Annotated in this window: 10 protein-coding genes; 9 read left to right on the top strand and 1 reads right to left on the bottom strand. The window is 72.1% G+C overall.

Annotation, left to right across the window (positions count from 1 at the left end):
* The first annotated feature begins 85 nt into the window (after positions 1-85).
* Entirely contained in the window at positions 86-1,807 is a 1,722-nt protein-coding gene (leuA, locus tag AMK11_RS03580) for a 2-isopropylmalate synthase (protein WP_073722929.1), read from the top strand.
* Positions 1,808-1,991: 184 nt separating this feature from the next.
* Complete coding sequence (locus AMK11_RS03575; protein WP_073722927.1) at positions 1,992-2,687, top strand: TerB family tellurite resistance protein; 696 nt, start codon at positions 1,992-1,994, stop codon at positions 2,685-2,687.
* Here AMK11_RS03575 and AMK11_RS03570 read toward each other — a convergent pair.
* Positions 2,684-3,247 (bottom strand): GNAT family N-acetyltransferase, encoded by a 564-nt coding sequence (locus tag AMK11_RS03570; protein WP_073722925.1) that lies wholly within the window; start codon positions 3,245-3,247, stop codon positions 2,684-2,686. The genes AMK11_RS03575 and AMK11_RS03570 overlap by 4 nt on opposite strands.
* A 274-nt stretch (positions 3,248-3,521) precedes the next feature.
* Between AMK11_RS03570 and AMK11_RS03565 the strand changes: the two genes are divergently transcribed.
* The 7 genes from AMK11_RS03565 (at position 3,522) to AMK11_RS03535 (ending at position 12,517) form a co-directional block, all read left to right on the top strand.
* On the top strand, positions 3,522-4,292 hold the full coding sequence (locus AMK11_RS03565; RefSeq protein ID WP_073722923.1) for an SCO2525 family SAM-dependent methyltransferase: 771 nt from the start codon (positions 3,522-3,524) through the stop codon (positions 4,290-4,292).
* 54 nt (positions 4,293-4,346) lie between these two features.
* Positions 4,347-6,191: an SCO2524 family protein gene (locus AMK11_RS03560; RefSeq protein ID WP_073722921.1), complete on the top strand. Its 1,845-nt coding sequence runs from the start codon at positions 4,347-4,349 to the stop codon at positions 6,189-6,191.
* Between the two features lie 2 nt (positions 6,192-6,193).
* The gene (locus AMK11_RS03555) at positions 6,194-7,111 is read left to right on the top strand and encodes an SCO2523 family variant P-loop protein (protein ID WP_073722919.1); all 918 of its coding nucleotides are present in this window, start codon (positions 6,194-6,196) and stop codon (positions 7,109-7,111) included.
* On the top strand, positions 7,108-8,073 hold the full coding sequence (locus tag AMK11_RS03550; protein ID WP_073722917.1) for an SCO2522 family protein: 966 nt from the start codon (positions 7,108-7,110) through the stop codon (positions 8,071-8,073). Before AMK11_RS03555 ends, AMK11_RS03550 begins: the two co-directional genes overlap by 4 nt.
* Before the next feature lies 1 nt (position 8,074).
* Positions 8,075-9,055 (top strand): SCO2521 family protein, encoded by a 981-nt coding sequence (locus AMK11_RS03545; RefSeq protein ID WP_073722915.1) that lies wholly within the window; start codon positions 8,075-8,077, stop codon positions 9,053-9,055.
* Positions 9,056-9,146: 91 nt separating this feature from the next.
* Positions 9,147-10,262 carry a hypothetical protein gene (locus AMK11_RS03540; protein ID WP_073722913.1) on the top strand — a complete coding sequence of 372 codons (1,116 nt, stop codon included), beginning with the start codon at positions 9,147-9,149 and terminating at the stop codon, positions 10,260-10,262.
* 152 nt (positions 10,263-10,414) lie between these two features.
* A complete protein-coding gene (locus tag AMK11_RS03535; RefSeq protein ID WP_079187186.1) occupies positions 10,415-12,517 on the top strand; it encodes an MMPL family transporter in 2,103 nt (700 codons plus the stop codon).
* Positions 12,518-12,582 lie beyond the last annotated feature (65 nt).

Below are 12,582 nucleotides of genomic sequence, written 5' to 3'. Positions count from 1 at the left end.
CCCTCCCCGCGGTGCTGAGTGGTGCGCGTCGGCCGTCCTTCCGGACACGCGGACACCGCGTACATCACGAGGAGCCCACGCCATCATGGCCAACCGTCAGCAGCCCAGCCCCATGCCGACCGGCAAGTACCGAGGCTACGAGCAGGTCGACATCGCCGACCGCACCTGGCCGAACCGGCGGATCACCACCGCTCCCCGCTGGCTCTCCACCGACCTGCGCGACGGCAACCAGGCGCTGATCGACCCCATGTCGCCCGCCCGCAAGCGCGCGATGTTCGACCTGCTGGTCAAGATGGGCTACAAGGAGATCGAGGTCGGCTTCCCCGCCTCGGGCCAGACCGACTACGACTTCGTACGCTCCATCATCGAGGAGCCGGGCGCCATCCCGGACGACGTCACCATCTCCGTACTGACCCAGGCCCGCGAGGACCTGATCGAGCGCACGGTGGAGTCCCTGAAGGGCGCCAGGAAGGCCACCGTCCACCTGTACAACGCGACCGCACCCGTCTTCCGCCGGGTCGTCTTCCGCGGCTCGCGCGACGACATCAAGCAGATCGCGGTCGACGGCACCCGCCTGGTCATGGAGTACGCCGAGAAGCTGCTGGGCCCCGAGACGGAGTTCGGCTACCAGTACAGCCCCGAGATCTTCACCGACACCGAGCTGGACTTCGCCCTGGAGGTCTGCGAGGCGGTGATGGACACCTACCAGCCCGGCCCCGGCCGCGAGATCATCCTCAACCTGCCCGCCACCGTGGAGCGTTCCACGCCGTCCACGCACGCCGACCGCTTCGAGTGGATGGGCCGCAACCTGTCCCGCCGCGAGCACGTCTGCCTGTCCGTCCACCCGCACAACGACCGCGGTACGGCGGTCGCGGCGGCCGAGCTCGCGGTCATGGCCGGCGCCGACCGCGTCGAGGGCTGCCTGTTCGGGCAGGGCGAGCGCACCGGCAACGTCGACCTGGTCACCCTGGGCATGAACCTGTTCTCCCAGGGCGTCGACCCGCAGATCGACTTCTCCGACATCGACGAGATCCGCCGCACGTGGGAGTACTGCAACCAGATGGAGGTCCACCCGCGCCACCCGTACGTGGGCGACCTGGTCTACACGTCCTTCTCCGGCTCCCACCAGGACGCCATCAAGAAGGGCTTCGACGCCATGGAGGCCGACGCGGCGGCTCGCGGGGTCACGGTCGACGACATCGAGTGGGCCGTTCCGTACCTGCCGATCGACCCCAAGGACGTCGGCCGCTCCTACGAGGCGGTCATCCGCGTCAACTCGCAGTCCGGCAAGGGCGGCATCGCCTATGTCCTGAAGAACGACCACAAGCTGGACCTGCCGCGCCGGATGCAGATCGAGTTCTCCAAGCTGATCCAGGCCAAGACGGACGCCGAGGGCGGCGAGATCACGCCCACCGCCATCTGGGACGTCTTCCAGGACGAGTACCTGCCCAACCCCGACAACCCCTGGGGCCGCATCCAGGTCGCCAACGGCCAGACCACGACCGACCGCGACGGCGTCGACACCCTCACCGTCGACGCCACGGTCGACGGCGCGGAGACCACCCTGGTCGGCACCGGCAACGGTCCGATCTCGGCGTTCTTCCACGCGCTGCAGGGCGTCGGCATCGACGTACGGCTGCTGGACTACCAGGAGCACACGATGAGCGAGGGCGCCTCCGCGCAGGCCGCCTCGTACATCGAGTGCGCCATCGGCGACAAGGTGCTGTGGGGCATCGGAATCGACGCGAACACCACGCGCGCCTCGCTGAAGGCGGTCGTCTCCGCCGTCAACCGCGCTACCCGCTGACCAGCCGAATCGATGGTTCGAGGCCCCGCTCGCCGGAAATCGGCGGGCGGGGCCCCGTCGTATACCGGCCATCTCCCCGCGCAGGTCACGGAAAGGTCTCTTCCCGGGTACTGACTCCACGTCGGTGATGTGGCTAACATCACGCCAGCGCGACGATGCTGTCGCGCGGTTACGGAGGTGCGACGTGCTGCCAGGACGGGGACGAAACGGCCGAGCTGCCCGGCTGCCACGCATCCTGGGCACCCGCACCGCGTGGACGCCCGTCGGCGACGGCGAGTTCTTCTGCCCCGGCTGCGGAGGCGACCGCAACTACCAGCGCCTGACCGGCCGCCGCCGCTTCACCCTCCTCGGCGTCCCCGTGCTGCCGCGCGGCGAGTCCGCGCCGACCGTCGAGTGCGCCGCCTGCCGCGGCCACTACGGCACCGACGTCCTCGACCACCCCACCACCACCCGCTTCTCCGCCATGCTCCGCGACGCCGTGCACACCGTCGCCCTCGCCGTCCTCACCGCGGGCGGCACCTGCTCCCGCACCTCGCTGGAGACGGCCGCCGTCGCGGTGCGCGCGGCCGGCTTCGAGGACTGCGACGAGGACCAGCTGAACGCACTGGTGGAGGCGCTGGAGGCGGACACCGGCCGGGTCCGCGGCGAGCCCTGCGTGCCCGGCCTGGCCATAGAGCTGCACGAGGCGCTGGACCCGCTGGCCCCGCACCTCGCCACCGTCGGCCGCGAGTCGATCCTGCTCCAGGGCGCCCGCATCGCGCTCGCCGACGGCCCCTACACCCCCGCCGAACGCGACGCCCTGGCGACGGTCGGCGCGGCCCTGACCATCTGCTCCGACGACGTGACCCGCCTGCTGGAGTCGGCGGGCACGCCCTCCTAGGCCCTGTCCGGCATGACCAGATCGAGGTCCAGCCGCATGATCTGGCGGTGCGCCCCCGGCCCGAAGTAGTCCGGGCGCAGACCGCCGTCGGGCTCCTCCGGACGGAAGCCGAGGCCCCGGTAGAGGAAGATGGCCGCGAGGTTGGCGGGCTCCACGGTCAGGCGCACCACCCGTATGCCGTCCCGGCGCAGCCGGTCCAGCACCTCCGTCATCAGCTCCCGGCCCAGCCCGTGGCGCCTGCGGTCCGGCGTCACGCACAGCCCGAGTATCCAGCTGTCCGCGCCCAGTGCCCGGGTGCCCGCCAGCACGTAGCCGCGCAGCCGGCCCGTGCCGTCGTCCAGCACCAGGAAGTGCTCCTCGTACATGTCGAAGAGCTGGCGCAGCAGGAAACCGGGGTAGGCGAACTCCTGGAAGACCTCCTCGTCCAGCCGCCGCAGCTCGGGCAGGTCTGCCTCGCTGGCCGTGCGCAGGACCAGGGGCGGATCGTCCGGACGGTGAGTACCGGGGTCCGTGAGCCGGTCGTGGTGGTCGAGGGAACGTTCCAGCGGTTCGGCGGTCATGCAACCCCCCAGTCGGGACACGCGAGGTCAACTCGACGGATGCGCTGTTCACACGTTGGAGTACGGGCCTTCGTCTGGCGGCCGGAGACTCCTTCTGGCTACAGTGAGCGTCCAACTTCCCCCGTGCAAGGGCGAGTTAGGGTGTGCGACGATGCGCCCGACGTGCGCCCGGCGGACAGGGCTCGCGTGTTTCAGGCTTCTCGGCATGTCCGGTGGCTTATCTTGCACATCGCTGGGGCTTGTCCGGAATCGGAAGAAATGCGGCAGGGTGACTATGGATCGCAACGCCGACGCACCGTGGTCGAAGTTCGATCCAGAGGTGTACGTCGACAACAACTACCGGACGCCGCTCCAGGTCGACCTGCTCATCGTCCGGCTGATGCGCGATTGGTTCAGCCGCTGCTTCACGGAAGCCGGCAGCGGGGTCGCGGCCGTCCCCGGTGCCGTCCGGGGCATCGACGTCGGTGCCGGCGCCAACCTGTACCCCGCGCTCGCCATGCTCCCCTGGTGCGAGAAGGTGCTGCTGCTGGAGTACGCGCGCCCCAACGTCGAGTACCTGGAGCGGCAGGCCTCCTCCGGCGGCTACGACACGGCGTGGGACGCGTTCTGGAACGAGCTGCGCGAGGCCCCGGCGTACGCCGCGACCGAGCCCAGGAGCCGGTTCGGCGAGATCGTCCGGGTCGAACGCGGCAACCTCTTCGACCTGGAGGACGGCAGCCGCCGCTGGGACCTCGGCACGATGTTCTTCGTCGCCGACTCGATGTCCGAGTGCGCCGACGAGTTCCAGCGGGGCGTGCGCTGCTTCATGAACGCGCTGAGCGACGGCGCTCCGTTCGCCACCGCCTTCATGAAGGAATCGGTCGGCTACCGCGTCGGAGACCACGACTACCCGGCCTACCGGGTGAACGAGGACCAGGTCAGGGAGAGCCTGGAGCCGTTCACGGGAGAGCTGGAAATCCACGACCTGCACCACATGGTGCGGCCGGGACACGAGGGAATGATCCTCGCCCTGGGACGGCGCAATGCGGTGGTTGCCGCCCCGTAGGAACGGGGACCATGCTGAACACAGGGCAAGCGGATCTGTACGAGGGGTGCGGGGATGCAGATCAAGCCACGCCAGCATCTGCTGGACATCTGGCAGGCCATGGCTCGTCACTCGTTCGACGACGGGAAGCTCGTGTGGGGGGACACCGACGGGCTGAGCAGCGTCGCGGACGCCGAACGCCTGCTGTGTCTGCTCTATCCGGCCACCGAGGTACCCGCCTTCCGGCTCGACCAGCCCGACACCACCGAACGTGACGTGCTGCGCGCCCTCGACCGGATCGGCAGCCGCCTGGAGATCCCGCCGAACCTGATCACCGCGCTGACCCAGTTCATGCGCACCCACACCGGCACGGACGACAGCCCCACCTTCTCCGGCGGGCACTACTTCCGCCCCGCCGAACCCGACGGCCGGGTCACCCACGAACAGGCCCAGCTGGGCGTGGTCGACTCCTACTCCATGTCCGTCACGCTCTGCCTCGCCACCCTCGGCTTCCTCAAGGTCTACGAGACCACCACCACCCGCCCCGAGGTGCACCGGTCGATCGCCGAGCTGCGCGAGGCCACCAACGCCCGGCTGACCTCCGCCATGGTCAGCCTGCTGCGCTCCTTCACCGTCAACGTCTTCGACGCCGAGTCCGAGCAGGGCAGGAGACTGATCCAGGTCGTCGGCCAGGGCAGACAGTCCGACCGGGCCGTCCTCCAGCAGTTCTCCCGCCGGTTACGTCCCCTGCGCGCCACCATCATCGAGAGCCTCTCGCGCGGCATCGAGGTCGACGAGGGCATCCGCGACGAGAGCCAGCTCTTCGAGTGCGGCTGGGCCTGGGGCATCGTGCAGGACGCCCCCGAGGTCACCCACCTGACCGCACCGGTCCCCGGCCAGCCCGCCGGGATCGCCGACCGGCTGCCGTACGTGTACTTCACCGTCGTCGCCCTCGACGGCATCCAGGACCTGTTCTCCGAGCGCACCCTCACCCTCGGCCTGCTCGACGAGGACCAGCAGAAGCTCGCCGAGATGCTGCGCCTGCGCTGGGAGCTCAGCCAGCAGTACTGGTCCGCGATCGCCCGCTTCGGCACCGAACGCTGGCCCCTGGAGGACCTGCCCTGGCAGACCACCGGACTGCAACTGGAGTCCGAGTACTTCTCCCTCACCGTCGCCGCCATCCTCGTCCACGACCTGGTCCGCCGGAAGGCCACCGACGACGACCTCACCCGCACCGTCGCCGTCATGGAACGCCTCGCCGACCGCGGCCGGGTCACCAGCCGGATGACCCGGAACGACCCCACCATCACGCTGCACAACCCGGGCGTCACCATGCCGCTCGCCGGGTCCGAGCGCAGCGGCGGGCAACTGATGTGGCGGATGCGGGACTTCTCCGCCCAGCTCCTCAAGCGGATCATCCAGCTCGCCGAACTCTCCCGGAACATCGGCGCGCAGGACCGGCTGCTGCGCCTCGCCGAGCAGGCCTTCGAGCACCTGTGGGCCCGGCGGATCGACGACGAGGACGGCGCCGGCCTCTGGGACGACGTCCAGGCCGTCTACCCCGACGCGCACCACGCCGAGCTGCGCATGTCGTGGAGCATGACCGAGCGCGTCACCGAGTGCCTGGTCGCCGCCCGCAACCTGTACGAACAGCAGCCCAACCGCAGCCCCGAACTCGCCGAACTCGCCCGGGAGCTGCTCAGCGAGGCCACCCACCTGTTCGGCAAGGAACAGCTGGAGGCCTCCGCCGCCGCCGACGGCAGCAGAGCCCGGGCCATGCGCAGCATCGAGAACCGCCTCGACCACGCCCGCGGCCTCGTCGACGAGAGACCCGCCACCGCCTTCGCCCTCGCCCTGCCCGTCCTCCAGGAACTCGACACCCTGGCCCAGGCCCGGGGCGCCGCCGCACAGGAGGTGTGAGCGTGCTCGTCTTCGCGGCCTCCGACAAGGGAGGCACCGGACGCTCGGTGACCAGCGCCAACCTGGCCTACCAGCGCGCCCTCACCGGCGACCACGTGGCCTACGTCGACTTCGACTTCGGCTCGCCCACCGCCGCCGCCGTCTTCGACGTGCCCGGCGCGATGCGCGGCACCGAGGAACACGGCCTGCACTCCTACCTGGAGGGCGAGGTCGCCGAACCGGCGCGGATCGACGTCTGGCGGCAGACCGAGCACCCCCTGCTGCGCGCCCGCCCCAACCAGTCCGGCCGCCTGGTCCTGCTGCCCGGCGACGCGGGCGGCGGCGAGTTCGCCATCGGCGAGGAGTCGCTCCAGCGGTGCATCGACCTGCTGCTGCGGCTCAACGGCGAGTTCGACGTCACCGTCGTCGACCTCAGCGCCGGCCGCAGCTACGCCGTCGACATGGTCCTCGCGGCCACCTCCCACCCCCGGATGCGCAACGTCCCCTTCCGCTGGCTCGTCTTCCACCGCTGGACGCGGCAGCACGTCATCGCCGCCTCCGGCCTGGTCCACGCCCCGCACGGCATCGTCGGCGGCGGCGTCGAACGCGGCCACGACAAGGCGACCCTCCAGGCGGCGATCCGCTTCGTGCGGGCGGCCGTACCCGACCCCGAGTCGCCGCTGTGGTCCCAGGGCTCGCCCGCCCAGGCCGCCTGGATGCAGGCCTGCGACGAGGCGCTGCGCCGGCTCGCCGCCGAACAGGGCATCGGCGACAGCGTGGTCCTCGGCACCGTGCCCCTCGAACCCATACTCCAGTGGCGCGAGCAGCTGATCACCGAGGAGGACGTCCTCGCCACCCAGATCGCCAACAAGGAGACCCTGGAGGCGCTGGAGGAGATCGCCCGGCGCCTGACGGACGACGCGCACTGGGGGCGGCCGTGACCGACGCAGTCTTCCGCGAGACGGCCGCCGAGCCGCGCAACCGGTCGGTGCCGCTGGCCCACCTCTCCCTGGAGCTGGGCCACCTCTACATGGAGGACTTCGAGGCCGGACCGGAGCGCCTGCGCCGCCACTTCGCCGAAGTACGCCCGTGGGCGGAGGCGGCCCGCGCCGCCGCCACCGCCCGCTCCGGCGGCAAACGCGCCCGGATCAGCACCTGCTTCCTCATCGACGACTACTTCACCCGCTTCTCCACCCCCGCCGAGGTCGTCCCCATGCTCCTCGCCGAGGCCGAGCGGGCCGGGCTGAGCGTCGACTACCTGGCCCGCGAGTCCGGGTGCGCCGTCACCGGGAAGGTGCCCGTCGCCGAGGCCGTCGCCGGCCGCATCGTCGAGTCGCCGCCGCCCGGCAGCCACGGCCTGCGCCCGCCCGCCGCGCAGACCGGCTGGCTGGCCAACGGCGAGCGCAGCCCCGTCGCCCGCGCCCCGCAGGCCATGAAACGGGCCGTGCCCTGGCAGCCGCCGCACGAGACCGCCGCCCGCCGCCACTCCGTCTTCCTCGACGTCGAACTGTGGAGCGACGACACCGAAGGGCACCGCACCTGGTCCTGCCCCTTCCTCGCCGCCGTCTGGCAACTCGCCCGCCTCGGCCTCCTGCGCAACGACGGCGAACCCGTCCTCGTCCCCCAGCCGCACACCACCACCGGCTTCCCCGACCAGTGGGACGAGCTGCCCACCCTGCTGAAGCTCAACGACCGCGCCGACCCCTTCGCCGCCTACCGCACCTGCTCCGTCCTGCCCACCCGCTTCCTCCCCGTCGAGCACGCCGTCCGCGTGATCCTCGACCAGACCGAGGTCGCCCCCGGGGCCCTGGAGCAGGTCGCCGAGCGCTCCGGCCGCGAACGCACGCCCGTCCCCGACTCGGTCGCCGACCGTGTCTCCTACGTCTTCTACCCGGGGCACTGACATGGCGCCGCGGCAGAGCACCCCGCGCGCCGTACTCGCCTGCGGCGAGATCCGCACCTGCCTGCTGCCCGCCCGGCAGGCCCTCGACGTCCGGGCCGCCGCCCAGCTCCTGGCCCTGCGCGCCGACGAACGCGTCCTGACCTCCGAGCGCCCCGGCCTCTACGCGCGTTCCCCCGACACCCTCACCGGCGTCGACTGCCCGCTGCCCAGCGCCAACGGCGCCCGCGTCCGCGCCGTCGGCACCGTCGCCGCCCGCGCCGCGCTCACCGAGGGCCGCGTCCTGCAGACCTCCGCCCGCTTCCGGCTGCCCGCCGCCGGCCCCGACCAGCGGCGCCCCTGGGGCGAGTACCTGGTGCGCCCGTCAGTCGTCGAACCGCTCGGCAAGCTCCCCCACGAGGCGGTCGCGCGGGGCGTGCTCGACGGGCCGCGCCACGGCGACCTCGACGCCGGACTGATCGCCGACGGCCTGCTCACCCGCCTCCTGCGCCACCCCCTGCTCGACCAGAGCCCGCCCTTCCGCTCCCGCCCCACCCGCCTGCGCTGGGCCGCCCTGCCCGCGCACCCCGGCGAGGGCCCCGCCCTCGAACGCTTCACCCTCGCCGAGGACGAAGTGCGCGCCGTCCGCCTCCGCGCCCCCGAGGACACCCCCGCCGCCGACCTCGCCGCGCTCTGCGAGGACCTCGCCCTGCACGACTGGCTGCTCACCACCGTGGTCCGCATGCTCGACGGCGTCCGCCTGGGCACCGGCACCGCCCGGGACACCACCTCGGTCGTCCGCACCCTGGGCCCGGCCGTGGACCACCTGCTGCACCTGTGGATGCCGCGCGCCAGGGTCTCCGCCGAACTGGCCCCGCTGTGGGACCCGCTGGAGGAACGCCCCGGCTTCACCCGGCAGTGGCGCACGCTGGTCCAGCGCATCCGCGACCAGCTCACCCTGCACGCCATTCCCGCACCGCACCGGGAGGTGGAAGCGGTCACCTGACCGGCCGCCGGCGCCTCCCACGCACATCCCCGCACCCGGGCCACCCGGTCCATCCCGACCCGACGCGTATCCCAACGGGGGGAGAAGCGAGATGAGCACGGCACAGTCACCCCGACCCGACGACAACGACACGAACCGACCGCCCGGCCTGAGGGGCGAGTCCCCCTGGGCGCGCATGCTGCTGACCGCCCTGGTCGTCGGCGGCCTCTTCTGGAGCGTCACGGCCCTGCTGAGCCCGGACGACGGCACCCTGCGGCAGTTCGCGGCCGCCGTCCTCTGCGCGGGCGCGGCACTGCTCGTCCAGTACGTCACCGGCCTGGCCCCGCGCCCCGGACACGCACGCCTGGAGGAACACACCAGGCGGGTGGAGGGCGCCCTCGCCGAGAACACCGCCGCCGTACGGGAGGGCCTGACCCGCTACGACGACGAACTGAAGACCGGCCTGACCCGGCACACCGAGGACGTGAAGCAACTCGTCGAGACCCACGTCACCCAGGTCGACCACGGACCGGCGCCCGCCGAGCCCCGCCGCCTGGACCCGGTCCGCATCGACAGCGTGCCCGACCTGGCCAAGGGCTTCGCCGACGTCCTGCTGCCGGAACCGTCCATCCTGCACACCTTCGTCCACATGGAGATGGCGCGGGTCGTCGGCCACATGGCGGACCTCACCAACCTCAGCGCCGAGTGCCCCGGCGAGAACCACGACTGGATGCTCACCCTCACCCGCGCCGCCGAGCACTCGATCTGCGCCACCAGCACGTCCGTCGACCGGCTGTTCTGGAACAGCGAACCGGCCGGCCGCTACCTCGACGCCCAGCAGGCCGCGATCGACGAACAGGGCGTGACCGTACGCCGCCTGTTCCTCCTGGAGAGCGCCCGGGAACTCGACGACCGGCTGCTGCGCCTGTGCGAGGAGCAGGAACTGCGCCGCATCGACGTACGCGCCGCCGTCCTGCCCGAACTGCCCCCGCACCTCCAGCGCGGCACCACCAACGACTTCATCCTCTACGACGAGGAGGTGTCCTTCGAGATCGAGCAGGACCTGCGCGACGTCAACGTCCGCACCCGGCTCACCGCCCGCCAGGAGTACGTACGGGACCGGCTCAAACGCTTCCGGGAACTCTGGGACGCGGGCATGGGCCTGCGCGAGCTGGAGGTGCGGGTGGACGCCGAGGAGGACGGCAACTGGATGGTCGACCGGGCCTGACCGGCCGCCCGGCTACTCCCCGGGGAGTAAGGGCCCCCGCCTGTCACCCGGGGCAGTAGCCGCCGACTCGCCCTCGGGCCCGACGCGACGGCGCCCCGCCGCCGGAAGTCTGGAGACACCGAACCAGACATCCGACCGGAGGAGACCGTCCCATGGGGCCAGCAAGGACACACGGGGGGACAGACGCGGGGAGGCGCGGCGGGCGGCGCCGGGCCGTGCCCTGGCTGGTGCTCGGCCTGTGGATCGCCGTACTGGCGATCGCCTCGCCGTTCGCGTCGCAACTGTCCGACGTGCAGCGCGACCGTGCCGTCGACTACCTGCCGGCGAGTGCCGACTCGACCCAGGTGGCGAAGATCCAGGACCGGCTGCCCGGCGGCGAGGCCACCGAGATGGTCGTGGTCTACCACCGCGACACCGGCCTGACCGCCGCCGACAAGGCCACCGCCGCCGGCCAGATCGCCGAGATCGCGTCCGCGCACCCGCTCACCGACCGCCCGGCCGGCATCCCGTCCGAGGACGGCACCACCCTCATGTACCCGGTCGCCAGCACCGAACCCGGCCAGGACGAGGAGGTCCGCGACGCACTCGTCAACGACGTGCGGGCGATCGCCGAGGGCGGCGACGGACTGAGCGCCGAGGTCGGCGGCGCGGGCGCCCTCGCCACCGACGCCTCCGAGGTCTACAACTCCCTCGACGGCCCGCTCCTCTACACCACCGCCGCCGTCGTCGCCCTCCTCCTCATCCTCATCTACCGCAGCCCCTTCCTGTGGCTGGTCCCGCTCGCCGTCGCCGGTATCGCCGACTACCTCTCCATGGGTGTCGCCTACGGCCTCAACCAGTGGTTCGGCACGTCGGTCTCCGGCCAGAGCTCCGGCATCATGACCATCCTGGTCTTCGGCGTCGGCACCGACTACGCGCTGCTGCTGGTCTCCCGCTACCGCGAGGAACTGCGCCGCATCGAGCGGCCGTACGACGCCATGCTCGCCGCCCTGCGCGGCTGCGGCCCCGCCGTCCTCGCCTCCTCCGGCACCGTCGCCGCGGGCCTGCTCTGCCTGCTCGCCGCCGACCTCAACTCCAGCCGGGGCATGGGCCCCCTCGGCACCGTCGGCGTACTGTGCGCGCTGGCCGCCATGCTCACCCTGCTCCCCGCGATCCTGGTCCTGCTGGGCCGCCGCGTCTTCTGGCCCCTCGTGCCCCGGTACGGCAGCACGCCCAAGGCCCGCAAGTCGCTCTTCACGGCGATGGGCGGATCCGCCGAACGCCGCCCCCGCGCGGTCCTGGTGGGCGGCGCCCTCCTGCTCGGCGCACTCGCCCTCGGCTCCCTCAACCTGCCCGGCTCCCTCAAGCAGGAGGACTCCTTCACCTCCAAGCCCGAGGCGATCGCCGCCATGGAGACCCTCGCCACCGCCTACCCGGAGCGCGGCACCCAGCCCATCACCGTCATCGCCCCCACCGACGGCGCCGACGCCGCCCTCGCCGAGGCCCGCGACACACAGGGGGTGGTGAGCGCCGAGGCCGGCCGCAGCGGCGACGGCTGGACGGAGCTGACCGTCCTGGCCTCCGCCCCGCCCCAGTCGGCCGCCGAGACCGCCACCATCGAGGACCTGCGCGACCGGCTCGACGGCTCCTACGTCGGCGGCCCCAGCGCCCAGCAGATCGACCTGAAGGACACCAACGCCCGGGACACCGTCATCGTCGTCCCGCTCGTGCTGCTGTCGGTCCTGCTGATCCTCGTCGTCCTGCTCCGCTCCCTGGTCGCCCCGCTGATCCTGGTCTCCGCCGTGGTCGCCGTGTGGGGCGCGGCCCTCGGCATCGGCGGCCTGGTCTTCGAACCGCTCTTCGGCTTCGAGGGCACCGACCCGGGCCTCGGCCTGCTGTCCTTCGTCTTCCTGGTGGCCCTGGGCGTCGACTACGGCATCTTCCTGATGCACCGCATGCGCGAGGAGTCCCTGCACGGCGCCGCACCGACGCGGGCCGCCCTCACCGCGCTGCGCACCACGGGCGGCGTCATCGCCTCCGCCGGGCTGGTGCTGGCGGCCACCTTCGCGGTGCTCACCAGCATGCCGATGGTGCAACTCGTCGAGCTGGGCTTCGTCATCGCCGTCGGCGTCCTCCTCGACACCTTCCTCGTCCGCACCTACCTGGTCACCAGCGCGAGCGTCGCCCTGGACCGCCGGGTGTGGTGGCCGGGCCGCCTCTCCCGGGCACCCGAGGAGCCGGCGCCGGCCGGCGAACGGGAGCCCGTCGGTGTCTGAACCGCCACCCCACGACCGGAGTGCGCCCCTCCCCTCCCGGAGGGGCGCACTCCTCGCGCAGGATG

The sequence above is a fragment of the Streptomyces sp. CB02414 genome, assembly GCF_001905385.1.
Lineage (GTDB): Bacteria > Actinomycetota > Actinomycetes > Streptomycetales > Streptomycetaceae > Streptomyces.
Note: the sequence above shows the minus strand (reverse complement) of the source record. Positions and strands in the feature narration are given on the sequence as shown.